Raw genomic sequence first — 24,958 nt, forward strand, 5'->3', positions numbered from 1 at the left:
CGAACCCTTCGCCTCGTGCGGGCTACGGTCGCTTGTGAAGGCCGCGCCGCGCCCCCTCTCCCGCACGGGAGAGGGGACCTACGCCTCTTGCGTCGACCGTTCGTGAAACCGTCTGCCGAGCCCCGCCGATGATCCGCCCGCTTCTCCTTCTTGCCGCTCTGCTCGTCCCGTTCTCGGCCCAGGCCGGCGACGCCGCCCTCGGGCGTAAGAAGGCCACCGCCTGCCAGACCTGCCATGGGATGGACGGGCTCTCGAAGCTGCCCGAGGCGCCGAACCTCGCCGGCCAAGTCGAGCCCTACCTCGTGAAGGCGCTCAGCGAGTACCGCGACGGGAAGCGGCAGAACGAGATCATGAACGTGGTCGCCAAGGAGTTGTCGGATGCCGACATCGCAAACCTGGCAGCGTATTATGCGGGCATCCAGATCGACGTGCTTCCGCCGGGGTAAAAACGTTTCCCGCGCGCCACACCGTCATTGCGAGCGCAGCGAAGCAACCCAGGGAAACGCCACGTTCTGCTGCCGCGCGCTGCCCTAGGTTGCTTCGCTGCGCTCGCAATGACGGGCGCGGCGGGTTTCACGTTCGCATGCGGAAGCTAGATCAGGCCCCGGGTCTCCCCCATAGCAATCGGGGAAGAGCGCAGCACGCGCCCGTCCCTCAATCGTCCATCTTCAGCGCCGCAATAAACGCTTCCTGCGGGATCTCCACGCGCCCGAACTGGCGCATCTTCTTCTTGCCTTCCTTCTGCTTGTCCAGCAGCTTGCGCTTGCGCGAGATGTCGCCGCCGTAGCACTTGGCGGTGACGTCCTTGGACAGGGCCTTGATCGTCTCGCGGGCGATGATCTTGCCGCCGATCGCCGCCTGGACCGGGATCTGGAACAGGTGGCGGGGGATCAGGTCCTTCAGCTTCTCGCACATGGCGCGGCCGCGCGATTCGGCGCGGGTGCGGTGGACCAGCATCGACAGGGCGTCCACCGGCTCGGCGTTGACGAGCAGCGACATCTTCACGAGGTCGCCTTCGCGGTAGTCGGAGACATGGTAGTCGAAGGAGGCGTAGCCCTTCGAGATCGATTTCAGCCGGTCGTAGAAATCGAACACCACCTCGTTCAGCGGCAGGTCGTAGACCACCATGGCGCGCTTGCCGACGTAGTTGAGGTCGATCTGGACGCCACGGCGGTCCTGGCAGAGCTTGAGCACGCCGCCGAGATACTCGTCGGGGGTCAGGATCGTGGCGCGGATCCAGGGCTCCTCGATCAGCTCGATCTTCATCACGTCCGGCATGTCGGCCGGGTTGTGCAGCTCCTTCACGGTGCCGTCGCGCATCTTGAGCCGGTAGACCACGGATGGCGCAGTCGAGATCAGGTCGAGGTTGAACTCGCGCTCCAGCCGCTCCTGGATGATCTCCAGGTGGAGCAGGCCCAGGAAGCCGCAGCGGAAGCCGAAGCCGAGCGCGGCCGAGCTTTCCATCTCGTAGGAGAACGACGCATCGTTGAGCCGGAGGCGGCCCATGGCCGAGCGCAGGTTCTCGAACTCGGCGGCGTCCACCGGGAACAGGCCGCAGAACACGACCGCTTGGACCTCCTTGAAGCCCGGCAGCATCGAGCTGGTCTGGCGCTTGTCCTCGGTGATCGTGTCGCCGACGCGGGTATCGGCGACCTCCTTGATCGAGCCGGTGAAGAAGCCGACCTCGCCCGGGCCGAGTTCGCCGATCTCGGCCATCTTCGGGCGGAACACGCCGATCCGGTCGACGCCGTGGACCGCGTCGGCGCCCATCATCCGGATGGTCATGCCCTTCTTGAGCACGCCGTCGATGATCCGCACGAGCACGACGACGCCGAGATAGGCGTCGTACCAGCTGTCCACCAGCAGGGCCTTGAGCGGCGCGCTCCGGTCGCCCTTGGGCGGCGGTAGGCGGGTGACGATCGCCTCGAGCACTGCCTCGATGTTGAGGCCGGTCTTGGCCGAGATCGGCACCGCGTTGGAGGCGTCGAGGCCGATCACCTCCTCGATCTGCTCCTTCACCCGGTCGGGCTCGGCGGCCGGCAGGTCGACCTTGTTGAGGACCGGGACGATCTCGTGGTTGGCGTCGAGGGCCTGGTAGACGTTGGCGAGCGTCTGCGCCTCGACCCCCTGGGAGGCATCCACCACCAGCAGCGAGCCCTCGCAGGCGGCCAGCGAGCGCGAGACCTCGTAGGCGAAATCCACGTGGCCGGGCGTGTCCATCAGGTTGAGGACGTAATCCTTGCCGTCCTCGGCCCTGTATTCCAGGCGCACGGTCTGCGCCTTGATGGTGATGCCGCGCTCCTTCTCGATATCCATCGAGTCGAGCATCTGCTCGCTCATGTCGCGCAAGGCCACGGTGCCGGTGGCCTGGATCAGCCGGTCCGCCAGGGTCGATTTGCCGTGGTCGATATGCGCGACGATCGAGAAGTTGCGGATGTTGTCGATCGGGGTTGTCATCGGCATTCCGTTCGGGCGCGCGACGGCGCGCACCGTCTGACGTCTGGGCGTGTTCGGATAGGTCGGCTCACGCGCGAGATAGCAGCGCCGCGGGAACGCGCCAAGCGGCGGGCCAGCGCGGCACGTTCAGGCCGGGACGCGCCTGGAGCGGGAGCCGGCGCGATCCGGCTCCCGCCTCTCTTTCGGTCTGGTTCGGCGATCAGCGACCGCGGTCGCGGATCAGGCGCTCGATCTCGGCCTCGCCGTGGGTCCGAGCCTTCGACTCGGTCGGGTGCTTCCGGTCGGAGCGCTGATGCAGCTTGCCGTGCTTGCGGATGCTCCACTGGAACATCGAGCCGCTCTCGCCGACCGGCTGCACATCGAGGCTGAATGGGTAGGTGTCTGTCTGTGTGTCGCTCATCGCGCGGATATGGTGCAGCACACCGCGCTTCGCCATGCCTGAGGGCGATCTCGGGCGTTACGCTTCGGCCGTTCCGACACCCCCGCGCGCCTGCGCCGCCATCGCGACGAGGCTCTTGCGCAGGCCGCCCATATCGGTGACCCGCTCCGGATAGACCACCCGCGCGGTGCGCTCGCCTGCGATCAGGTCCATGCCTTCCGGGTCGAGCCCAGTCAGCCGCCAGGGCAGCCCGGCCTCCGCACCGGCCGCGGCCGCGTAGAGCGCCAGCGCGTCGGCATGGTCGGCATTCATGTGCTCGACCGCGCCGCGCTCGCCGGCGACGATGGCTTCGGCCCCGGTCAGGTCGAGGAGCAGCTCCGCGCGGGTCAGCGTCGCGGCCTTCGCGAAACCGCCGTTGAGATGGCCGGCCTTCGGATCCAACGCGAAGAACCCGAAATCCGGGAAGTCGGCATAGAGCTTCGCCTTCGGATGGCGCGCCAGGAACCGCTCCCGCGCGCGCGGCTCGGCGGTCTGGACGGCGCTTCCGACCACGGTGAGCCGGGGATGCGCCAGCGGATCGCCCTTGCCGCCCTGCGAGAACAGCAGCGAGCAGCGCGGGTCGGCCAGCAGGTTGCGGGTATGCGCCGAGAGCCGCGACAGCAGCATCAGCGGCGTGCCGTCCTGGTCGGTTGCGATGGTGACCAGGGAGGCGAAGGGCGTCCCCTCGGGGTCGAGCGTCGCCAGCGCGCCGGAGCGGATGCTCCGCAGCAGCATCCGGGAGAGCCCGATAGCGTCGAACGGCGCGTCCGCGGCGGGAAGCGGGCGGGCCGGCTCGCGCTGTTCCGACGCACCTGTGCTCACATCGGCCATGGAATCCCCCGGGTTTCGAACCGCCGCCACAATCGCGGGCCATGGTAGCGATGCCTTAGCCGGCGCACGAGCGCCGCGGCCCGCGTCAGATCGGCCTTTATGGCCAAGCTATGACCGCCGCTCGCTTTTTCCGATCGACCGTACTAAAGCACCTGTCCCGTTGCGCGAACCGGGCGGCGCCGAAACCGGCCCGGTTCGCACTTCCGCCTGCCCCTCGGGGGCCGGGATGAAGCGCGGCCCGTGCGAAGAGCCGGGACCGCGCTTGAGCCCGTTCAGTCAGGGACCGCGCATGCCAACCATCGCCCTCGTCGACGACGACCGGAATATTCTGACCTCCGTGTCGATCGCGCTTGAGACCGAAGGCTACCGCATCCAGACCTATACCGACGGCGCCTCCGCCCTCGACGGTCTGCGGCATTCCCCGCCGGACCTCGCGATCTTCGACATCAAGATGCCGCGCATGGACGGGATGGAGCTTCTCCGACGCCTGCGGCAGAAATCCGACCTTCCGGTGATCTTTCTGACCTCGAAGGACGAGGAGATCGACGAATTGTTCGGTCTCAAGATGGGCGCGGACGACTTCATCCATAAGCCGTTCTCGCAGCGCCTGCTGGTGGAGCGCGTCAAGGCGGTGCTCCGGCGCTTCGCCAAGGAGGCCCCCGGCTCGACCCCGCGCGGCGAGGCCGAGGTCGCGGCCCGCTCGCTCGAGCGGGGCTCGCTGATGATGGATCCCGAGCGCCACACCTGCACCTGGAAGGGCGAGCCGGTGACGCTCACCGTCACGGAATTCCTGATCCTTCAGGCGCTCGCCCACCGCCCCGGCGTCGTGAAGAGCCGCAACGCCCTGATGGATGCGGCCTACGACGATCAGGTCTATGTCGACGACCGCACCATCGACAGCCACATCAAGCGCCTGCGCAAGAAGTTCAAAGTGACCGACCAGAGCTTCGACATGATCGAGACGCTGTACGGCGTCGGCTACCGGTTCAAGGAGGCGTGATCCAAGGATCCGCTCCGTGACCGGCCGTACCCCCGCCCAGGCCGAGGACGCTGAGCCGCGCGCCTCGCTCACCCAGCTCCTCTCCCGACCGTTGACCTGGCCGCGCGCCCTCTGGGACGCGGTGGGCCAGCGCGCGTCGTCGAGCCTGACGCGCCGCATCGTCGTGCTCAACCTCGTCGGGCTGATCGCGCTGCTCGTCGGCTTCCTCTACCTGAACCAGTTCCGGCAGGGCCTGATCCAGGCCCGAATCCAGAGCCTGGCGATCCAGGGCGAGATCATCGCCGGCGCCATCGCGGCCTCCGCCTCGGTCGATACCGACACGATCCAGATCGACCCGGACAAGCTGCTTCAGCAGCAGGCCGGCGAGGCCGCCGAGGAGGAATCGCAGCCGCTCGCCTTCTCGCTCAACCCCGAGAAGGTCGCGCCGCTGCTCTCGCGCCTGGTGACCCCCACCGGCAATCGCGCCCGGGTCTACGACCAGGAAGGCGGCCTGCTGTTCGACACCCGGACCCTGTTCAAGCGCGGCGATGCCGGCCGCGGTGATCCGATCGCCGCCAAGCCGCACAAGGCCGGCATGCTCGAATCCGCCTTCCAGGCGGTGCAGACGAAGCTGAGTGCCCTGTTCGGCAGCCGCTCCGCCCAGCCCGAGGAGACCGGGCCGGTGAACGGCCACTCGCTGCGCGAGGTCCAGGCGGCGCTCAACGGCAATCGCGGCAGCCTGGTCCGCCGCAACGCGCTGGGCGAGACCACCGTCTCGGTGGCTGTGCCGATCCATCGCGCCGGCTCCGTGCGCGGCGCGCTGCTGATCTCGACGCAGGGCGATGCCATCGACCGGGTCATCGCGTCCGAGCGGTTCGGCCTGCTCCAGGTGTTCCTGGTCGCCTCGGCCGTGATGGTGGTGCTCTCCGCGCTGCTCGCTGGCGCCATCGCGGGCCCGGTGCGCCGCCTCGCCGAGGCCGCCGAAAAGGTGCGGATGGGGATCAAGACTCGGGAAGAGATCCCGGACTTCACCCAGCGCACCGACGAGATCGGCCATCTGTCCGGGGCGCTCCGGGACATGACCCAAGCGCTCTACCGGCGCATCGACGCGATCGAGAGTTTCGCCGCGGATGTGAGCCACGAGCTGAAGAACCCGCTGACCTCGCTGCGCAGCGCCGTCGAGACCCTGCCGCTCGCGAAGTCCGACGATTCGCGCGGTCGGCTGATGGCGATCATTCAGCACGACGTGAAGCGTCTCGACAGGCTAATCAGCGACATCGCCGATGCCTCGCGGCTCGACGCGGAGCTCGCCCGGGCCGAGGCGCGCCGGGTCGACCTCAAGAAGCTGCTGACCACGGTGGTCTCGGTCGCCAACGAGCGCCGCCGGCCGAAGGATTGCCTGATCCAGCTCGATGTCGAGGCGATCGCGGACCAGGATGCGCCGTTCACGGTGATCGGCCACGACAGCCGGCTGGGGCAGGTGGTCAACAACCTGCTGGACAATGCCCGGTCGTTCTCGCCCACCGACGCCAAGGTGCGGGTTGCCCTGCGCCGGGTCCGTGGCGAGGTCGAGATGGTCTGCGAGGACGAGGGGCCGGGCATCCCCGAGCACGCCCTGGAGCGGATCTTCGAGCGCTTCTACACCGACCGGCCCGAGCAGGGCTTCGGACAGAATTCGGGCCTGGGCCTGTCGATCTCCCGGCAGATCGTCCAGGCCCATCGCGGCACGATCCGCGCCGAGAACCGTCCCGGCGCCCCCGACGAGGACGGCGAGCCCACGGTGCGCGGCGCCCGCTTCACCGTCCGGTTGCCCGCAGCGCCGCGCCAGCTCCACGCCTGATGCCGAGCCTTCACGCCGCCTGCGTCGCCCTGGGCGATGCCGGCATCCTGATTCGGGGCCCGTCCGGCTCGGGCAAGTCGAGCCTCGCGGTGCTCCTCGCCGCCGAGCCGGACGGAGCGCTCGTCGCGGATGACCGGGTGATCTGCGAACGGCACGCCGATTCGCTGGTCGCTCGACCGCACGAGACCTTGGCGGGCCAGGTCGAGATCCGCGGTCAGGGCATCCTGTCCGCCGCCGATCTCGACCTCAGGCTGCGTCTGGAGACGGTCCTGCATCTCGTGGCCGATCTGGTCACGGACGCACCGCGCCTGCCGGAACCGCCGGAGGCCGCTGAAATCCTCGGCCTTCGGCTGCCCCGCTTGGTGCTCGATCGAGGCGTGCGGCGGGCCGGATTAGCGACGTTGCTGATTCGTGCGGCATTGCGAAAGGGCAAGCCGTGACTTCGCAGCCGCACAGGCCGTTGATTCGCGTCACGGTGGTGAGACCCCATAGCGCGCGCCGAGCCCGCATGGCATGATCGCGGTAATGTCCGAGCAAAAACGTCGCGATCGCCTTGTTGGGACCTGTGCATTGCACAACATGGCGGCAGACAGAGGACGTTGGAACACGTGTCGATGATTGGCATGGTGCTCGTCACTCACGGGCTATTGGCGACCGAATTCAAGGCCGCCCTGGAGCACGTGGTCGGCCCTCAGGATCAGATCGAGACGATCACGATCGGGCCGGAAGACGATATGGAATTGCGACGGCGGGACATCATGTCCGCGGTCTGTCGCGTGAACACCGGTGACGGTGTGGTGGTGCTGACCGACATGTTCGGCGGCACGCCCTCGAACCTTGCGCTGTCGTGTATGAACGGCGGCTCGGTCGAGGTGGTGGCGGGGATCAACCTGCCGATGCTGATCAAGCTGGCGAGCGTCCGCGACGAGGAGAATCTCGGCGACGCCGTCCTTCACGCCCAGGAAGCCGGCCGCAAATACATCAACGTCGCGTCGCGCGTTCTCGCCGGTAAATAAGGTTTCTCAGACCTCTTCGATCACCCGTTCCTGCGCCGGCCTGCGGCTGGTGGCCGTGATGCCCGCGGAGGCGGCGATCACCAGCCCGATGGCGAGCCATTGGACGGCGCCGAGCCGTTCGCCCAGCAGGGCGAAGCCAGCGCAGGCCGCGACCGCCGGCTCCAGGCTCATCAGCACGCCGAAATTCTTCCGGTCGAGGCGGCGCAGGGCGATCATCTCCAGCGAGTAGGGCAGGGCGCTCGACAGGAGCGCCACGAGGAGGCCGGCCATCAGGACGCCCGGGGCCAGCAGGGCCGCGCCGGCCTCCGCCAGGCCGAACGGCGCCGCCACGAGGGCGGCCACCAGCATCCCCAGCGACACCGCCTGTCCGCCGTCGATCCGGCCGGCGCGCTGACCGAACAGGATGTAGAGCGCCCAGGCCAGGGCCGCCCCGAGGGCGAGAGCGACGCCGAGCGGGTCCAGCGGGCTCGTGGGCGCGATGGGCAGGAGCAACCCGAGCCCGGCCACCGCGACGCCGATCCACAGGAAGTCCGTGGTGCGGCGCGACGCGATCAGCGCGATGGCGAGCGGCCCGGCGAACTCGATCGCCACGGCCGGCCCCAGCGGCAGCCGCGCGATCGCCAGGTAGAACAGCAGGTTCATCAACCCCAGGGTGATCCCGTACAGCGCGATCCACCCCGCCTCGCGCCGCGCGAGGCTCCGCCGCCACGGGCGCCAGACGGCGATCAGGATCAGCGCCGAGAAACCCACCCGCAGGGCCGACGTCCCGGTCGCGCCGACAACCGGGAACAGGTTCTTCGCGATGGTCGCGCCGTATTGCAGCGAGACCATGCCGGTCACCAGCGCGGCGACTGGGAGGAGGACCGAAACGGGCCCTCGCTCCGGGAGGGTGGTCACAGAATGAACCGGCTCAAATCCGCGTTGGCCGCCAGATCCTCGACCCGGGCCCGGACATAGGCGGCGTCGATCGGCACCGTCTCGCCGGAGCGGTCGGTCGCCGTGAACGAGATCTCGTCGATCACCCGCTCCAGCACGGTCTGAAGGCGGCGGGCGCCGATATTCTCCACGGAGGAGTTCACCTCGACGGCCACGCGGGCGAGCGCGTCCACGGCGTCGTCCGTGAAGGTCAGGGTCACGCCCTCGGTCTCCATCAGGGCGACGGTCTGCTTGAGCAAGCTGGCCTCGGTGGAGGTCAGGATCTGGCGGAAATCGTCCACTGTCAGCGGCAGCAGCTCGACGCGGATCGGCAGGCGGCCCTGCAACTCGGGGAGCAGGTCGGACGGCTTCGAGACGTGGAAGGCGCCCGAGGCGATGAACAGCACGTGGTCGGTCTTCACCGGGCCGTGCTTGGTCGCCACCGTCGTGCCCTCGATCAGCGGCAGCAGGTCGCGCTGCACACCCTCGCGGGACACGTCGCCGGACGAGCGGCCCTCGCGGGCGCAGATCTTGTCGATCTCGTCGAGGAAGACGATGCCGTTGTTCTCGACCTCGCGGATCGCCTCGCGAATCAGGGCGTCGTCGTCGACCAGCTTGTCGGATTCCTCGGCGAGCAGCGGCGCGTAGGCGTCCCGGACCAGGATCCGGCGGGGCTTGCCGCGCTGGCCGCCCAGCGCCTTGCCGAGCACGTCGCCGATATTGATCGCCCCCATGGAGGCGCCCGGCATGCCGGGAATCTCGAACATCGGCAGGCCGGCGGGGGCGCCGGAGGCCAGTTCCAGCTCGACCTCCTTGTCGTCGAGCTCGCTGTCGCGCAGCTTCCGGCGGAAGCTGTCGCGGGTCGCCTGGCTGGCGGTGGGCCCGACCAGGGCGTCGAGGATCCGGTTCTCGGCGGCCGCCTCAGCCTTGGCCTTCACGGCCTCCCGCTTCACCTGCCGGGTCAGGCCGATCGCCACCTCCACGAGGTCGCGCACGATCTGCTCCACGTCGCGACCGACATAGCCGACCTCGGTGAACTTGGTCGCCTCGATCTTCAGGAACGGGGCGTTGGCGAGCCGGGCTAGGCGCCGGGCGATCTCGGTTTTGCCGCAGCCGGTCGGCCCGATCATCAGGATGTTCTTGGGCGCCACCTCCTCGCGGAGCGGGCCGGTGAGCTGCTGGCGGCGCCAGCGGTTGCGCAGGGCGATCGCGACGGCGCGCTTGGCGTCCTGCTGTCCGACGATGAAGCGATCGAGTTCGGACACGATCTCGCGCGGAGAGAACGTCGTCACCGCTGGGCCATCCTGTTTTTCCCGGCCCGACGAAACCACGGGCCCAGGCCGGGAATGGGGTCGCGGCGCGCGCGACGCAAGAGGCGGCGCGCGGCCGCAGGGGCCAGCTTACCGGCTCAGTGTCCCGCCGGCGACGCCGCGGCGCCGGGCTTGTCGTGCGTTCCGAATCGCTCGACCAGCGTCGCGCTGGCGGCGTTCAGGCCGACGACCTCGACGATCCGCCCACGGCCGCGCGCCTTCAGGACCACGCGGTCGAGGGCGGCGACCGCCGAGATGTCCCAGAAATGCGCGTCCTGCACGTCGATGACGAGGCGATCCACCGGCTCCAGCACATCGATCGCCTCCGAGAAGGTGCCGGCCGAGGCGAAGAACACCTGCCCGGTGACCCGGTAGGTCCGGGTCCGGCCATCCTCCGAGAGCGTCGCGGTGACCTGGCTGAGCCGGGACACCTTGCCGGCGAAGAACACGCCGGACAGGAGCACGCCGGCCAGGACGCCCTGGGCCAGGTCCTTGGTGGAGACCACGACGAGCACGGTCGCCAGCATCACCGCCGAGGAGGGCAGGGGGTTGGTGCGCAGCTGCGCCAGGGACCGCCAGGAGAAGGTGTTGAGCGAGACCATGATCATCACCGCCGTCAGCGCCGCGACCGGCACGACCGCCAGCAGGTCCTGCAGCGCCACGAGGAGCAGCAGCAGGAAGGCCCCCGCGACCAGCGTCGACAGCCGGCCCCGCGCCCCCGAGGAGACGTTGATGACCGACTGCCCGATCATCGCGCAGCCGCCCATGCCGCCGAACACGGCCGACGCCATGTTGGCGACGCCCTGGCCCATGCATTCGCGGTTCTTGTCGCTGCCGGTATCGGTCAGGTCGTCGACGATCTGCGCGGTGAGCAGGCTCTCCAGCAGGCCGACGGCGGCGAGCGTCGCCGCGTAGGGCAGCAGGATCCGCAGGGTCTCGAAGGTGAAGGGAACGTCCGGCAGGGCGAAGCTCGGCAGCGTCGAGGGCAGGGCGCCCAGATGCGAGACCGTGCGAACGTCGAGGTGGAAGATCGCCGTCACCGCGGTCAGGACCGCGATCGCCACCAGGGGCGAGGGCACGGCCCGGGTGATCCGCGGGAAGCCGTAGATGATCGCGAGCCCCAGGGCGATCAGCCCGTAGGTCGCCGGCGTCACGCCCGTCAGTTCAGGCAGCTGGGCGAGAAAGATCAGGATCGCCAGCGCGTTGACGAAGCCGATCATCACCGATTGCGAGACGAACCGCATCAGCCGGCCGAGCTTGAGCAGCCCGGCCAGGATCTGGATCACGCCCATCAGGATGGTGGCGGCGAACAGGTACTGGACGCCGTGCTCCCGGACGAGGTCGATCATCACCACCGCGGTGGCGGCGGTGGCGGCCGAGATCATGGCCGGGCGCCCGCCCGCGAAGGCGATCGTGCAGGCGATGACCACCGAGGCGTAGAGCCCGACCTTGGGATCGACCCCGGCGATGACCGAGAAGCCGATCGCCTCCGGAATCAGGGCGAGGGCGACGACGATGCCCGACAGGGTATCGCCGCGGATATTGGACACCCACGACCCGAGAGGGCCGCCGGTTCCGGTTGTGCTGCGTTGCATGTGATGAAAATCCGCACGAGACGCGCGTCCGCTCGTGGGGCGGATCGTGTGGCGTCTCGGATGCGTGGTCCGGCGGATCGGCGGCCGGAAGAGCCACCCGGGCTTTCACCGGGTCCTTGCGAATGGCTCAGACCCTACGGGTCCTGGCATCGCGATGCAATATCGGCGGCGTCAGGCGGCCCGCACCTGGGCCACGAAGCCCGCGACCTCGCCGCCGAGCCCGTCGGACCGGCGGGCGATGTCGGCCGCCGCGTCGAGGACCTGGCCGGCGCTGGCCCCGGTCTCGTGGGCGGCCTCGAGCACCAGCGACATGGTCTCGGTCACCGCGCGGGTGCCGCTGGCCGCCTCGGCGACGCTGCGGGCGATCTCCTGCGTGGCGACCTGCTGCTGCTCCACGGCCGAGGCGACCCCGATCGCGATGCCGTGGACCTGCTCGATCGTGCCGCCGATCTCCTCGATGGCGGTGACCGCCTCGCGGGTCGCCGCGCGCATGGCGGCGATCTGCCCGGCTATCTCGTCGGTGGCCCGGGCGGTCTGGGTCGCCAGGGCCTTCACCTCGGTGGCGACCACCGCGAAACCGCGCCCGGCCTCGCCGGCGCGAGCTGCCTCGATGGTGGCGTTGAGGGCCAGCAGGTTGGTCTGGCCGGCGATGGTCGAGATCAGCGACACGACCTGCCCGATGCCGTCGGCGGTGCGAGCGAGCGCCTGGACGCTCGACCGGGTCCGCCTCGTCGCCTCGACGGCGCCCGCCGCGGCCTCGGAGGTCTGCGAGACCTGGACGCCGATCTCGCTGGCGGTGGCGGCGAGCTCTTCCGTGGCGGCGGCCACCGCCTCGACATTGTGCGCCGTGGTCTCTGCGGCGCGGGTCACGGCCCGGGATTGCTGGTCGGTACGCTCGGCATTGCCGGCCATCGCGGCGGCAGCCCGCTCCATACCGGTGGCGGCGCTGGCAAGATGCCCGACCAGGCCGCCGATGCTGCCTTCGAACTGGTTGGCCAAGCCGACCATCTCGGCGCGCTTGCGGGTGGCCGCCTCGGTGCCGGTCCGCTCACGCTCCAGGCGCAGGGTTTCGGCCTCCCGCATCGTCCCGGCGAAGACCGCCATGCTCGTCCAGATCGCACCGATCTCGTCGCGGCCGGCCTTGACCGCCGGGAGGGTCAGGTCGCCCCGCGAGAGGCGCTGGATCGCCTCCGAGACCGCCCGCAGCGGCCGGGCGATCTGGCGTTGCCCCACGAGGAGCCCGAGGGCGGCGCAGGCGAGGGTGCCCAGGAAGGCGAGCCCGAGCAGGAGGCGGGTGCGCGCCGCGAACAGATCCTGCGTCTGCGCCTTCACGGTCGCCATCTCGTCGCGTCCGCGGCCCACCAGCGCGTCGATACCGGCCTGGAACGCCTTGCGGTTGGCGCGGTTCGCGTCGTTGAAGCCGAGATCCGCGGCGGCGCGCGGGCCGATCGTCTCGCCGGCCTGCGCGATCGCGGTCCGCATCGTCCGGTAGGCGTCGGCGTTGCGCGCCATGGCGTCGAAGAGCGGCCGCTCGTCCTCGGTGACCAGCGGCGCCCAGGCGGCGCGGAGCGCGTCCATGTCGGCGAGGCCCTTGCGGACGCCGGCGGCGTACTTGGCGGCGTCGGTGGCGTCCGCGGCCGCGTAGACGCCGCGGGAATCCATCGTCACCTCGGCGGCGAGGCGGTTGAAATTGGCCGCGTAGAGCGCGCGGGTCGAGGCGCCCTCCACCTGCCCCAGCGAACGCTCGAAGCTCTGCAGCGTGGCGACGCTCACGCCGGCTACGACCAGCGTCGTGAGACTGCAGGCGCCCACGAAGGCCAGGAGTTTCCCGCCGATATTCATTTTAGTTCCAGTCCGAGCATGCGCGGGCTGAAACTAAGCAGCATTGTTCAATGCCGCGTTAAGCACTCCCGTTCGCGGCCCACGCCCGAATCGGGGGCGGAAGGCGCTCAACTCTGATCGAGCGCTTCGATCACCAGGTTCCCGTTGGTGTAGACGCAGATCTCGGCGGCGATCGCCATGGCCTTGCGCACAATTGCCTCGGCGTCGAGGTCGGTATCCTCGAGGGCGCGGGCGGCCGCCAGGGCGTAGTTGCCGCCGGAGCCGATCGCCATGACGCCGCTCTCCGGCTCCAGCACGTCGCCCGAGCCGGACAGGAGCAGGCTGACCTCCTTGTCGGCCACCACCATCATCGCCTCGAGGCGGCGCAGGTAGCGGTCGGTGCGCCAATCCTTGGTGAGCTCGACGCAGGCCCGGGTGAGCTGGCCGGGATACTGTTCCAGCTTGGCCTCCAGCCGCTCAAACAGGGTGAAGGCGTCGGCGGTGGCGCCCGCGAAGCCGCCGATCACCGCGCCCTTGGCCAAGCGCCGGACCTTGCGGGCATTGCCCTTCACGATGGTCTGGCCGAGGCTAACCTGCCCGTCGCCGCCCACCACGACGCGGCCGCCCTTGCGGACCATCAGGATCGTGGTCGCGTGCATCTGGGGCACGGAGCCCCGCTCGTCGTACCTGAAGGCGTCGTGGCTCAAGGTCTCAGCTCCGATCTCGGTCCGGCCGAGATGGGGAGCTTTGCCGGCCGCGTCCAGCCGTCGGCTACTCGGCAACCGCCTCGGCGGTGTGGACCGAGCCCGCATCGGTGAGGATCGAATCGGCCGCCGCCTGGGCGAGCAGGGCGTAGCCGCCATCGGCCATGTGGAGGCCGTCCGAGGCGAAGAGCTGCTTGGCGGTGAGTTTTCCCTCGCGGACCCAGCCATACATCAGGTCGGCCCGGCGGATCACCGGCACGTCGAGCTCAGCCCCGATGGAGCGCACGGCGTCCCGGAACCGCGAGGAGCCGGGCGTCGAATCGAGCTTCGGGCACCATTGCGGCTCCATCAGCACCACGTCGATGCCGGCTTCCCGGATCCGACGGATGGCCGCGGCGGTGGCGTCGCGGAAATGGTCGAGCGAGACACCGCGCAGCGGGTCGTTGCTGCCGGTCTGCCAGATGACGAGCTGCGGCTCGGCCGCGATCACGTCGCGGTCCAGGCGCTTGAGCATATCGTCGACATGCTCGCCGCCGATGCCCCGGTTGATCACCGTGACATCCATGCCGCGCAGCTTCTTGCGCAGGTCGACCTGCAGGCGGGACGGGTAGGAGTTGGCCGGGCTCGAGGCGCCGATGCCCTCCGTGGAGGACGAGCCGAAGGCCACGATCTTGAGCGGCGCGCCGATGGCGATCTGCCGGGCGACATGTGGCAGGTCGGGGCTCTCGCTGAGATCGATGCCGAGCAGGTCGAGCGAATCGGGCAGCAGATCCGCGTAGGCGAGCACCGCGGTGGGCACCATCAGCAGGCCGCACAGAATCAACACATCCCGGAGCCGCTTACGGCGCGGCTTGGCGGGACTGAAAGATGTCGGATTCTGGGACACGGGACCGATTGCTCCGCCGCTCGTAAACGACAGATACAATCTGACACAGGGACTTGAAAAGAGCGGTTCCGCCGGTCCCTTGAAGGCAAAGTGAATTCGTAACGCAAAATTAACAGCGGACGACCGCGCGGCCGGAACCGCGCGGCGTCATCGGTGGGCGGGTTCGGTTTTAGCCGGCCGGCGGGGACAGAACCATTTTGCCGACGAACGGCGCGTCCTGCTTGTTGTTCGCGGCGCAGCCGTAGCTGTGCTCGCCGGCATCGAGGGTGCGCAGCTTGAGCGTGCCGCGGCCATTGGCCTTCACGGTGTAGCCCTTCTCGCTCATGACGTGGACGAGATCGCCGTCGGCGTGCAGCAGGTGGCCCTGCTCGAACTGGCCTTCCGCGGTGATCGTCACCGGCACGTTGGCCTGGCTGACGACCTGCAGCATCACGTTGGTGTTGGCCGGCAGGCGGATCTCGGCGGGCGCGCAGACCGGCTTGCCGTCCTGCAGGGTGATGGTCAGCTCGACCGGCGGCAGGGCGTCGCTCGACGGCTTGCCGAGTTGCGGGTTGTCGGCGGCGCCCGCCGAACCGGCGAGCAGCGTGGCCATGGCGGCGGCGATGAGGGTGTTGCGCAAGGCTGGGGTTCTCCACCGTCTCCCGCGACTCGAGCATCGTCCCGAAAGGGGGTGTGCCCTCTTTCGGGACGATGCCCTCGGTGCCCGGGTGTCTCCCCGGCAATGACGCCGCCGGACCACAGTTCCGGAGCGCGACGCCGTGGCTCAGACCGGGGGGTCGTCGTCGCGGGGACAGCGAAACCTGACGTTTTATTGCCGATGCCGCTCACCGGGACCGCATTCGGCACGATCGATGCGTTGGGTCGGCACGGATCCCCGAGAGGGCGGCGGAGATCCTGGTCCGGGATGTCGAGCGCGATGTCCGAACCGGCTGCAGGCCTCGGTGAGCCGTCCCATGGTCGCCCGCTTGCGCATCGCAATCCTCACGCACTCGACCAATCCCCGCGGCGGCGTGGTCCATGCCCTGGCGCTCGGCGAGGCCCTGTGCGGCCTTGGCCACGAGGCGGTGGTCCACGCACCCGATCCGACCGGCCGCGGTTTCTTCCGGGACGCGCGCTGCCCGGTCGTATCGGTGGCGGCCAAGCCGGTCGCCGAGCCGACGGTGGCGCTGGTCCGCTCCAGAATCGCCGACTACCTGTCGCATTTCTCGACCCCGGCAGCCTGCGATTTCGACGTCTTCCACGCCCATTGCGGGATCAGCGGCAACGCCCTCGCGACGCTGACCCGCCGGCGGCTGATCCCCGGCTTCGTCCGCACGGTCCATCACATCGACACGCTTCCGGACCCGCAGCTCAGCCAGTGGCAGGACCGGGCCATCCTCGATGCCGGGCGGCTGCTCTGCGTCAGCCGGGCCTGGGCCGCCGCCATCGCGGCGGAATACGGCGCCCAGGCCGAGGTGGTCGGGAACGGCGTGGACGGAGCCGTGTATACGCCCGAGCCGGCCCCCGGCGATCCCGAGCTGCGCGACCGTCTCGGGCTCGGGACCGGGCCGGTCTTCCTCAGCGTCGGCGGGTTCGAGGCCCGCAAGAACACGCTGGCGATCATCGAGGCCTTCGCGCGCCTGCGCGGCCGGATCCCCGACGCCCAGCTCGTCGTGGCCGGCGGCGTCTCGCTTCTCGACCATGCCGGCTACGAGGCCCGGTGCTGCGCCGCGCTGGAGCGCGAGGGTCTGGAAGTCGGCCCGGGCAAGCCCGTGATCCGGACCGGGCCGATCGCCCAGCGCGACATGCCCGGTCTCTACCGGATCGCCGACACGCTGGTCTTTCCCTCGCTGAGCGAGGGCTACGGGTTGTGCGTGCTGGAGGCGATGGCTTGCGGCACGCCGGTCATCGTGTCGGCGCGCCCGCCCTTCACCGAGTACCTCGCCCCCGGGGAGGCGCTCGCGGTCGAGCCCGACGAACCGGACGCCATCGCGGATGCGATGCAGGCGAGCCTGGACCCGTCCCGGCGCGTCCGCCTGCGGGTCGCCGGCTTCGAGGTCGCCCGCGCCCATGCCTGGGAGGCCTGCGCGGCCCGACATCTGCCGACCTACGCATCCCTGGTTCCGGGACCCGCGCCGGTGGCGGCGATCGCCACGGGATCCGGCGCCTGGAACACCACACGGATCCCCGGCGATGCCTGAGATGCGCTTCCACATCCGCTGGCCGGATGGCAGCCGCGAGGCCTGCTACTCGCCGTCCCTGGTGATCAAGGACCACCTCGCTGTCGGACAGGATTACGCCCTCGACGAGTTTCTGGCGCTGACCCGCCTCGCCCTCGGCAGTGCCAGCGCGCGGGTGCAGGAGCGCTACGGCTTTCCCTGCGGGCGGGCCGAGGCGCAGCTCGCCCGGATCGAGGAGAGCGCCCGACGCCAGGAGCCGGGCACCGTGCATATCGAGGCGTTCGAGGAGTAAGGAGGCGGCCGGGCCCGGGCCATGCCGATCCGTGGCGAACCGACACAGCGCAAGTCCCGGATCCGGTGGCGTTGTCCTGACATGCACGCCGATCGAGCCAGGCACACCCGATGATGATCCGGATCGCCGCGGCCGCCCTGATGGTCGCGGCTCCCGCCGCGGCGCAGACGCGCCCGTCGAGCACCACCATGACCTGTCGGCAGGCGGCCGGGCTGGTCCAGGCCCGTGGCGCAATCGTGCTCGGGACCGGCGGCCAGAACTACGACCGTTTCGTGCGGGACCGGTCGTTCTGCGAAATCACCGAGATCGCCCGGCGCGCCTTCCGGCCGACCCGGGACAACCCGGCCTGCCTGATCGGATACACCTGCTACGAGCCCGGCATCGGCGACTGGCCGGGCGAGGGCTACTAGCCCTGGTATCGGCGGCTCAACGCCTGCCCGGCTCCAGATCGACGATCACCCGCCGGTCGCCGGTCCGGCGGCTGAAGCCGACGGCGTCGAGATGTTCGAGGAGCGGGATCGAGAATTTCCGTGAGATTCCCAGGGCGGCGCCGGCCTCCCGGGCCAGAAAGCCGGTCTCGGGGGTCGTGGCGTTCGGGAACGCCTCCGCGAGCCGCGTCCGGGCGACCGCCACCGCCTCCCGGTGGAACAGCACCGCCCGGCGCTGAACCCGGTCAATCGCGCGGATGACCGTTCCGGCCCCGATCAGATAGGTCAGCGCCTCGCGCCTTCGGACATCGCGGCCCACCGCCTCGCTCTCGTCGGGCGGGTTGAGGCCGGCCCGGCGGAACAGCTGCTCGAGCTTGCGCGCCGTGTCGCTCTCGTTGCGGGCCGGGTCGAAATCGGACCGGCGCCACAGCGCGCCGGCCTGGACCGTGCCGCCGGTCGCAGCCAGGTCGCGCAGCACCAATCCGGTCAGGGGCTCGGGCAGCGACAGGAGCTTTGCGAGGCGCTCGAGCGCGATGCCGTGCTCCATCGGGTTGTCCCGGTGATGCGCGGACAGGGCCGTCAGCGCCGCGGTGCGCAGCGACGCGAAGGCCGGGGCCCCGATGAACCGGTCGCCGACCTCCCGGGCGCCCGATGCGGCGAGCATCTGCCGGGCCCGCTCGAGGCCGGTGCCGGCCGCGCGGGCGAGGTCGGGCAGCGTCGCGCCGGCCGCACCGGCCTGGACCAGGCGAACCGCCACGGCATCGGACGGCTTGCCCGTCGCCAGCGCGTTGAGGTCCGCGAGCACCCGGGCATCGTGCCGCCGCCGACGGCGGCTCGCCGGATCGAGCACCCGGCCGCCCGCCACCGTGGCGGGCGGCGAGTCGAGACGCAGCACGAAAGGCTCGCGGGCCGGCACGGTGACCGGTTCGGCGAGGTGCAGCTGCGCCGGCGCGGTCGCGCCCGGTTCCAGTGCATCGCGGTCGAGGAGGCGCAGCCGGGCCTCGACTTCGGTGGTGCCGAACAGGAGCCGGCAGGCGCTCCCGCCCGCGAGCGGCGCGTCCGCGCTCGACGCGGCGGTGAGCGCGACGTCGAGCCATTGCGACGGGGCGAGGAGGCCCGGCACCGTAAGCGCGTCGCCGCGGGCGATCTCGTCGAGGCCGACGCCGCGCAGGGCCACCGCCGTCCGCCGGCCGGGCTCGGCGCGCTCGACCGGGCGGCCGTGGATCTGGAGGCTGCGCACCACGGCGCTGCGGCCGCCGGGCACGATCTCCAGCGTGTCGCCGACCGCCAGCGTCCCCCGCCGCAGCGTGCCGGTCACCACCGTGCCGAAGCCCGGCCGGGTAAAGACCCGGTCGACCGGCAGGTAGGGGAACCCGTCATCGACCCGCGGCTCCGCCTCCGCCAGCAGGGCGGCGAGGGCCTGGCCGAGGTCCGGGATCCCGGCGCCGGTGAGGGTCGAGGTGGCGATCACCGGCGGCGTCTCGAGCCCGGCGCGGGCTGCGGCGGCGGCGATCTCGGCGGCGCGCGCCGTGATCGTGGCGGGGGTGGCGAGATCGGATTTCGTCAGCGCCAGCACGCCCCGGCGGACGCCGATCAGCCGGGCGATCTCCAGATGCTCGACCGTCTGCGGCTTGATGCCTTCGTTGGCGTCGACCGCCAGCAGCACGGCGCTCATGCCGGTGGCGCCGGAGACCATGGCGCGAACGAATCGCTCGTGGCCGGGCAGGTCGACCAGGTCGATCTCGCCCTGCTCGGAGGCCAGCAGCGCGAAGCCGGGGACGATCGAGACGCCACGGTCCCGCTCCTCCTTCAGCCGATCCGTCTCGACTCCCGTGAGCGCCCGGACCAGGGCCGTCTTGCCGTGATCCACATGCCCGATCACACCGACCAGAAGTGTCTTCAAGGGAGCCACCGACCCGACGATCTCCGCGGCGCAACCGTCCACGCGGGGCGCACCGCTCTCACAGTGAGGGATTCCGTCTACCTGGCACCGCGTCGCGCCGTTCGCCGCCGAGCGGGCGGGGCCGAAGCACAGGAGGCAGATCAATTGTGGACAATCGGTTTTGCCACGGCCTCCCGGTTTGGGAAAGCGCAAATTTGGAGCGCTTCGAGATCCGCACCCGGGCCCGGGCCGGGCGCCCCGGCGCGGCCTGAGGCCCGATTTCCGCCCGCCCGCGATTGCAACGCCGCGAGGGCCCGGCCTAGACCGATTATCGTGACGCTCGGATGCAACCCGGTGGGCGCTCCGCCGAGTTAAGAACCGGACGTTTCGAAGAGGAGAGCATGAGCGAGACCGATAGCCACGCCGTGGCAGACCCCCGCGAGATCGAGCTGAAGCTCGATTGCGCAGGTTCCGACCTGACCGCGCTGGCGGCCCATCCGCGGCTCCAGGGGGCCGAAAGCGCCGAGCCCGAGCTCCTCGTCAGCACCTATTACGACACGCCGAATCAGGACCTTCGCGCCGCCGGGCTCACCCTGCGGGTGCGCAATCAGGGCGGCCGGCACATCCAGACCGTGAAGGCCGGGCAGGGCGGCGTCGGCCTGTTCGATCGGTCCGAGTGGGAGACCGAGATCGCGGGCGAGACGCCCGATCCGGCGGCCTGGGCCGACACCGCGGCCGAGAAGGTGCTGCGCAAGGCGGATGCGCCGCTGGAGCGCCTGTTCTCCACGATGATCACCCGCCGGGTGATCCCGGTCCGGCAGGGTGAGTCGCGGATTCTCGTGACCCTGGACGAGGGACGGGTCGAGAGCCCGACCGGCGCTTCGCCCATCTGCGAGGTCGAGCTCGAGATCGCCGAGGGCGAGCCGGCCGACCTGTTCGCCCTGGCCCAGACGCTCGCCGAGACCGTGCCGCTGCGCCTGAGCGCCACCGCCAAGAGCAGCCGCGGCTTCGCCCTGATCGATGGCACCGGCCCGTCCGTGGTCAAGGCCGAGCCGGTCGAATTGCCCGACGATGCGAGCGCCGGCGAGGTGTTCCGCCGGGTGGCGCGCGCGTGCCTGCGCCATATGCGGCTCAACGAGACCGCCTTCCTCGCGAGCCATGCCCCGGAGGCCCTGCACCAGATGCGCGTGTCGCTGCGGCGGCTGCGTTCGGCGCTGTCGCTGTTCGCCCCGATCCTGGAGAGCGACCCGCGCGCGATCAGCTTCGGCGACGAGATCAAGCGCGTCACCGAGCCCTTCGGTCACGCCCGCAACCTCGACGTGTTCCTCAGCCAGACGCTGCCGCGCCTGGCCAAGGAACGCCCGGGCGACGCGGATCTGGACGCGTTGCGGGATCTGGCCGAGACCGAGCGCGCCAAAGCCTACGATTCCGTGCTGGCGACCCTGGAAAGCCCGCAATGGCGCGGGCTGATCATCGACTTCGCCGGCTGGATCGAGGCCGGCGCCTGGGCCAGGCAGGAGGCCGCCGCCGAGGACGGCCGAGCCTTTGCGGCCCATGTCCTCGACCGCGCCCGCGAGCGCCTGAAGAAGCGTGGCCGCGGCCTGAAGAAGCTCGACCCGCATACCCGTCACCGGGCGCGGATCGCCGCGAAGAAACTCCGCTACGGGGCGGAATTCTTCGCCGAATTGTTCCCGAAGAAGAAGGCTCGCCGCCGTCAGGACAAGTTCGGCGCCGCGCTGTCGGACCTGCAGGACCATCTCGGCGCGCTGAACGATATCGAGACCGCGCGGTCGATGACGGAAAGCCTCGGCGGGCGGCCGATGCCGGCTCTGGACGATGCGAGCACCCAGGACCTGCTCAATGCCGCCGCGGAGGCGCGCTCCGAACTGCTCGACGTCAAGCCGTTCTGGCGCTGACGCTTTCCCGCAGGCGCACCGCTGCGGCGTGAGGCAGCCGATCCGTGCTGGGTTCTGAGCGGCTCGGCACGAAGCGCGCGGTGCCCTGCACAGCGGGACGCGCGCTCGGCCATTGAAGCTGCGAGACCGCCGTCGGAACGGCAGGCGCGGTTGGGGCCACCCGCGCTCCGTCCCGACGGCGTTGAGATGGAACCGGGCCCGCCTGAGGGGGGGATAGCGGACCCGGGCTCCCGCCCACCGCGCTGGGGACGCGGTTGGATGCATGATTCACATACGCATGTTGCCGGAGGATTTCTGAAACGCGTCCGTGTCGAAATCCTGCCGGGAAGCCGGACCCGCGTCGCGTCGTCCGGGTGCTTCCAGGCGGCTTCCTTCCGCACCGCACTCTGCTATCCCTCCTGCTCCGGCGGACACCTCGAATATTCGGCATGAGCCTTCTGAGCGACATTTTCAGCCGTGTCGGCCGTACCGTGACGGCCTATGCGGGCGACAAAGCCCTGATGCTCGCCGCCGTTTCGGCCGCGGCCAACGTCATCGTGGCCGATGGCGAGGTAGCCGGCGAGGAATTTGACGCCGCCTTGCACGGCCTGCGCGCCGATCCGGTCCTGGTGAAGGGCTATGACGCGCTGATGCTGGAGACGGAGCTGTACGAGGGCATCGCCCGGGCCCGCACCCGGCTCGGCCGCGCCGAGAATCTGCGCCACGTCTCGGCGATCGTCGAGCGGCCGGCGAGCCAGCGCGAGAACGTCTTCCTGATCGCCGCCGACGTGGCCGACCAGGATGGGATCAGTGGCATCGAGGCGAATGCCCTGGGCGAGATCGCCGTCGCCCTGCAGGTCGATGGCGAGGGTCTGCTGCGCGCCAATCCGGTGCGGCGTCCGCCGGTGTGATCGGGGCGCCTGGCATCACCGTTGCTCCCGGCCGACGCGACACCCGATAAGGGCGCTCGATGATCTTGCCGCACGGCGTCGCGCCGTGAGAGGACCCGCCATGGCCGAAACCAATCCGAGCAAGACCCACAACCTGCGCGCGGACGGCGCACGGCTCTGGGCCACGATCCTGGAGACCGCCGCCTTCGGCGGCACCCCGGCCGGCGGCATCAACCGGCTGACCCTGTCAGCCGAGGACGGCCGGGTCCGCGACTGGTTCCGGGATGCCTGCGAGGCGGCCGGGCTCACGGTCACGGTCGACGCGCTCGGAACCCAATACGCCGTGCGGCCGGGCCGCGACATGAGCCGCCCGCCGATCGCCTTCGGCTCGCATCTCGACACCCAGCCCACCGGCGGCAAGTTCGACGGCGTGCTCGGCGTCCTGGCCGGGCTCGAGGTGATGCGCAGCCTGAACGATGCCGGCCTCGAGACCGAGGCGCCGCTGATGGTGGTCAACTGGACCAACGAGGAGGGCTCGCGCTTCGCCCCCGCCATGATGGCCTCCGCCGCTTATGCCGGCGACTTCACCACCGACGAGATCCTGTCCAAGCGCGACGCCGCCGGCATCACCGTGGCCGAGGCGCTCGACGCGATCGGCTATCGGGGTGCCGAAGTTGTGGGCGCCCGCGCGATCGGCGCCTTCGTGGAGCTGCATATCGAGCAGGGCCCGATCCTGGAGGCCGAGGGCAAGACCATCGGCGTCGTGGAAGGCGGCCAGGGGATCATGTGGTTCGACGGGCTGATCACCGGCTTCGAGAGCCATGCCGGAACGACCCCGATGCCGCGGCGCCGGGATGCGCTGCTGGCGCTCTCCGAATTCGCCCTGGCGGCGGAGCGGATCGCCCTGGCGCACGCGCCCTCCGCGGTGGCGACGATCGGCGAGGCTCAGATCCTGGCGCCGTCCCGCAACGTCGTGCCGGGCCGCGTCGCCTTCACGGTGGACGTGCGCGACCCGCGCTCGCACGCCCTCGACGCCATGGAGGCGAGCCTGCGCGAGGCCGCCACCGAGATCGCCGAAAGCCGCCGGCTGGAGATCGCGCTCACCCGGATCTGGCGCAAGGAGCCCGTGCCGTTCGATCCGGCCATCGTGGCCGCGGTGGACGCGGCGGCCGAGAGCCTCGGCCATGCAAGGCGGCGGATCATCTCCGGGGCCGGGCACGATGCCTGCAACCTCGCCGCCAAGGTCCCGACCGCGATGATCTTCGTGCCGTGCAAGGACGGCGTGAGTCACAACGAATCGGAATCCGCCACCCCGGGCGATTGTGCCGCCGGCGCCGACGTCCTGCTGCAGACGGTGCTGCGGCTCGCCAACGCGCCGCGGATGGAACCGCCGGCGCGATGATCTTCGCCCCGCGCATCCAGGCGCGCCTCGACGCGCTGGCGGCGATCACGGCCGAGCCCGGCACGATCACCCGCCTCTACCTGACGCCCGAGCAAGCCAGGGCCGAGGCCCTGGTCGCGGGCTGGATGCGCGAGGCCGGGATGGCGGTGCGCCACGACGCCGTCGGCAACCTGATCGGCCGGATCGAGGGACCCGAGCCCGGCGGTCCGGCCCTCGTCGTCGGATCGCATCTTGATACGGTCCGCAATGCCGGCCGCTACGACGGGCCGCTCGGCGTGCTCACCGGGATCGCCTGCGTGGAGGCGCTTGCCCGCGACGGGATCCGCCTGCCGCACGCTTTGGAGGTGGTGGCCTTCGCCGACGAGGAGGGCGTGCGCTTCTCCGCGACCCTGATCGGCAGCCGCGCCTTCGCGGGCCGTCTCGATCCGACTGTGCTCGATGTCGCCGACGCGGACGGGGTCACCCTCGCTGCGGCGATGCGGGATTACGGGCTCGATCCCGCGGCGATCGCGTTCGCGGCACGATCGCCGGATGCGGTTCTCGGCTATCTCGAACTGCATATCGAACAGGGGCCGATGCTCGAGAAGGCCGGCCTGCCGGTGGGGGTCGTGACCGCGATTTCCGGCGCCAGCCGCGTCGACTTCACCCTGACCGGCGAGGCCGGCCATGCCGGCACGGTCGCCATGAGCGAGCGGCGCGACGCCCTGGCCGGCGCCGCCGAATGCGTGCTCGCCGTGGAGGCACGCTGCCGGGGCGAGGCGCATCTGGTCGGGACCGTCGGCCGGATTCAGGCGCTTCCCGGCGCCGTGAACACGATTCCCGGCGCGGTGCGCTTCTCCCTCGATCTGCGTGCCCCCGACGACGGCCAGCGCCTCGCCGCGCTCGCCGACATCACAGCGGCCGTCGCTGCAATCGCGGAACGTCGCCACCTCGATCTCGAGACGCGCCCGCTGCACGAGGCTGCGGCAATCCCGTGCGATCCCGGCCTGACGGATCTGGTCCGGGACGCGGTGGCCTCGGAGGGCCTCCCCGTCCTCGCCCTGCCGAGCGGCGCCGGTCATGACGGCATGGCGGTGGCGGCGATCGCGCCGATCGCCATGGTGTTCGTGCGCTGCCGGGGCGGGGTCAGCCACAACCCGGCGGAATTCGCGACCCTGCCGGATATCGAGACCGGGGCGCGGGTGCTGTTCGGGGCGATCAAAGCGTTTTCCGCCGCACGACACGGGGTCTGAACGGCG

23 protein-coding genes and 1 other annotated feature are annotated in these 24,958 nt (G+C 70.4%); of the genes, 12 read left to right on the plus strand and 11 right to left on the minus strand.

Features of this window, described 5'->3' with window-relative positions:
* Positions 1-128 precede the first annotated feature (128 nt).
* Positions 129-446, plus strand: a complete 318-nt coding sequence (locus LGR69_RS09370) for a c-type cytochrome (RefSeq protein WP_230365875.1) — start codon at positions 129-131, stop codon at positions 444-446.
* 208 nt (positions 447-654) lie between these two features.
* On the opposite strand, the gene lepA is transcribed toward LGR69_RS09370, so the two are convergent.
* From lepA to LGR69_RS09385, 3 genes are all read right to left on the minus strand, one after another.
* Complete coding sequence (gene lepA, locus LGR69_RS09375) at positions 655-2,457, minus strand: translation elongation factor 4 (protein WP_007561536.1); 1,803 nt, start codon at positions 2,455-2,457, stop codon at positions 655-657.
* A 199-nt stretch (positions 2,458-2,656) separates the two neighbouring features.
* Positions 2,657-2,893 (minus strand): hypothetical protein, encoded by a 237-nt coding sequence (locus LGR69_RS09380; protein ID WP_007561538.1) that lies wholly within the window; start codon positions 2,891-2,893, stop codon positions 2,657-2,659.
* A gap of 21 nt (positions 2,894-2,914) precedes the next feature.
* Positions 2,915-3,706 carry a HugZ family pyridoxamine 5'-phosphate oxidase gene (locus LGR69_RS09385; RefSeq protein ID WP_230365876.1) on the minus strand — a complete coding sequence of 264 codons (792 nt, stop codon included), beginning with the start codon at positions 3,704-3,706 and terminating at the stop codon, positions 2,915-2,917.
* A 289-nt stretch (positions 3,707-3,995) separates the two neighbouring features.
* Between LGR69_RS09385 and LGR69_RS09390 the strand changes: the two genes are divergently transcribed.
* The 4 genes from LGR69_RS09390 to LGR69_RS09405 all read left to right on the plus strand — a co-directional run bounded on the left by LGR69_RS09390 (position 3,996) and on the right by LGR69_RS09405 (position 7,541).
* A complete protein-coding gene (locus LGR69_RS09390; protein WP_007561543.1) occupies positions 3,996-4,706 on the plus strand; it encodes a response regulator transcription factor in 711 nt (236 codons plus the stop codon).
* A 16-nt stretch (positions 4,707-4,722) separates the two neighbouring features.
* Positions 4,723-6,525, plus strand: a complete 1,803-nt coding sequence (locus tag LGR69_RS09395) for a sensor histidine kinase (RefSeq protein ID WP_091860224.1) — start codon at positions 4,723-4,725, stop codon at positions 6,523-6,525.
* On the plus strand, positions 6,525-6,965 hold the full coding sequence (locus tag LGR69_RS09400; RefSeq protein ID WP_230365877.1) for an HPr kinase/phosphorylase: 441 nt from the start codon (positions 6,525-6,527) through the stop codon (positions 6,963-6,965). The genes LGR69_RS09395 and LGR69_RS09400 overlap by 1 nt, the downstream gene beginning before the upstream one ends.
* A 174-nt stretch (positions 6,966-7,139) precedes the next feature.
* Positions 7,140-7,541: a PTS sugar transporter subunit IIA gene (locus tag LGR69_RS09405; protein WP_007561549.1), complete on the plus strand. Its 402-nt coding sequence runs from the start codon at positions 7,140-7,142 to the stop codon at positions 7,539-7,541.
* A 6-nt stretch (positions 7,542-7,547) separates the two neighbouring features.
* Here the strand turns inward: LGR69_RS09405 and LGR69_RS09410 are convergent, their stop codons facing one another.
* The 7 genes from LGR69_RS09410 to LGR69_RS09440 form a co-directional block, all read right to left on the minus strand.
* Positions 7,548-8,372 carry an EamA family transporter gene (locus LGR69_RS09410; RefSeq protein WP_230365923.1) on the minus strand — a complete coding sequence of 275 codons (825 nt, stop codon included), beginning with the start codon at positions 8,370-8,372 and terminating at the stop codon, positions 7,548-7,550.
* Positions 8,373-8,434: 62 nt separating this feature from the next.
* Positions 8,435-9,748 carry an ATP-dependent protease ATPase subunit HslU gene (gene hslU / locus LGR69_RS09415; RefSeq protein ID WP_230365878.1) on the minus strand — a complete coding sequence of 438 codons (1,314 nt, stop codon included), beginning with the start codon at positions 9,746-9,748 and terminating at the stop codon, positions 8,435-8,437.
* A gap of 116 nt (positions 9,749-9,864) precedes the next feature.
* Entirely contained in the window at positions 9,865-11,361 is a 1,497-nt protein-coding gene (locus LGR69_RS09420) for a SulP family inorganic anion transporter (RefSeq protein WP_230365879.1), read from the minus strand.
* A 63-nt stretch (positions 11,362-11,424) separates the two neighbouring features.
* Positions 11,425-11,480 (minus strand) — a sequence feature (sul1 is cis-regulatory element that is thought to sense ions involved in sulfur or methionine metabolism; They are found in Alphaproteobacteria).
* Between the two features lie 52 nt (positions 11,481-11,532).
* The gene (locus tag LGR69_RS09425) at positions 11,533-13,203 is read right to left on the minus strand and encodes a methyl-accepting chemotaxis protein (protein ID WP_230365880.1); all 1,671 of its coding nucleotides are present in this window, start codon (positions 13,201-13,203) and stop codon (positions 11,533-11,535) included.
* A gap of 107 nt (positions 13,204-13,310) precedes the next feature.
* On the minus strand, positions 13,311-13,841 hold the full coding sequence (gene hslV, locus LGR69_RS09430; protein ID WP_091860206.1) for an ATP-dependent protease subunit HslV: 531 nt from the start codon (positions 13,839-13,841) through the stop codon (positions 13,311-13,313).
* A 112-nt stretch (positions 13,842-13,953) separates the two neighbouring features.
* A complete protein-coding gene (locus tag LGR69_RS09435) occupies positions 13,954-14,688 on the minus strand; it encodes an SGNH/GDSL hydrolase family protein (RefSeq protein WP_230365924.1) in 735 nt (244 codons plus the stop codon).
* A 253-nt stretch (positions 14,689-14,941) separates the two neighbouring features.
* Positions 14,942-15,391 carry a cupredoxin domain-containing protein gene (locus tag LGR69_RS09440; protein WP_230365881.1) on the minus strand — a complete coding sequence of 150 codons (450 nt, stop codon included), beginning with the start codon at positions 15,389-15,391 and terminating at the stop codon, positions 14,942-14,944.
* Between the two features lie 334 nt (positions 15,392-15,725).
* Here LGR69_RS09440 and LGR69_RS09445 point away from each other — a divergent pair, with 334 nt between their 5' ends.
* The 3 genes from LGR69_RS09445 to LGR69_RS09455 all read left to right on the plus strand — a co-directional run bounded on the left by LGR69_RS09445 (position 15,726) and on the right by LGR69_RS09455 (position 17,633).
* Entirely contained in the window at positions 15,726-16,952 is a 1,227-nt protein-coding gene (locus LGR69_RS09445; RefSeq protein ID WP_230365882.1) for an MSMEG_0565 family glycosyltransferase, read from the plus strand.
* A complete protein-coding gene (locus LGR69_RS09450; protein WP_122162602.1) occupies positions 16,945-17,223 on the plus strand; it encodes an MSMEG_0570 family nitrogen starvation response protein in 279 nt (92 codons plus the stop codon). The genes LGR69_RS09445 and LGR69_RS09450 overlap by 8 nt, the downstream gene beginning before the upstream one ends.
* Positions 17,224-17,333: 110 nt before the next feature.
* A complete protein-coding gene (locus LGR69_RS09455) occupies positions 17,334-17,633 on the plus strand; it encodes a hypothetical protein (protein ID WP_230365883.1) in 300 nt (99 codons plus the stop codon).
* Between the two features lie 16 nt (positions 17,634-17,649).
* Here LGR69_RS09455 and selB read toward each other — a convergent pair whose 3' ends face one another.
* Complete coding sequence (gene selB, locus LGR69_RS09460) at positions 17,650-19,596, minus strand: selenocysteine-specific translation elongation factor (RefSeq protein WP_230365884.1); 1,947 nt, start codon at positions 19,594-19,596, stop codon at positions 17,650-17,652.
* Positions 19,597-19,934: 338 nt separating this feature from the next.
* On the opposite strand from selB, the gene LGR69_RS09465 reads away from it, so the two are divergent.
* From LGR69_RS09465 to LGR69_RS09480, 4 genes are all read left to right on the plus strand, one after another.
* Positions 19,935-21,449, plus strand: a complete 1,515-nt coding sequence (locus LGR69_RS09465; protein WP_230365885.1) for a CYTH and CHAD domain-containing protein — start codon at positions 19,935-19,937, stop codon at positions 21,447-21,449.
* A 428-nt stretch (positions 21,450-21,877) separates the two neighbouring features.
* The gene (locus LGR69_RS09470) at positions 21,878-22,339 is read left to right on the plus strand and encodes a tellurite resistance TerB family protein (RefSeq protein WP_122162605.1); all 462 of its coding nucleotides are present in this window, start codon (positions 21,878-21,880) and stop codon (positions 22,337-22,339) included.
* Between the two features lie 100 nt (positions 22,340-22,439).
* A complete protein-coding gene (locus tag LGR69_RS09475) occupies positions 22,440-23,720 on the plus strand; it encodes a Zn-dependent hydrolase (protein WP_230365886.1) in 1,281 nt (426 codons plus the stop codon).
* Positions 23,717-24,952: an allantoate amidohydrolase gene (locus LGR69_RS09480; protein WP_230365887.1), complete on the plus strand. Its 1,236-nt coding sequence runs from the start codon at positions 23,717-23,719 to the stop codon at positions 24,950-24,952. The genes LGR69_RS09475 and LGR69_RS09480 overlap by 4 nt, the downstream gene beginning before the upstream one ends.
* The last annotated feature ends 6 nt before the right edge of the window (positions 24,953-24,958 follow it).

The organism is Methylobacterium brachiatum, assembly GCF_020523825.1.
Lineage (GTDB): Bacteria > Pseudomonadota > Alphaproteobacteria > Rhizobiales > Beijerinckiaceae > Methylobacterium > Methylobacterium brachiatum.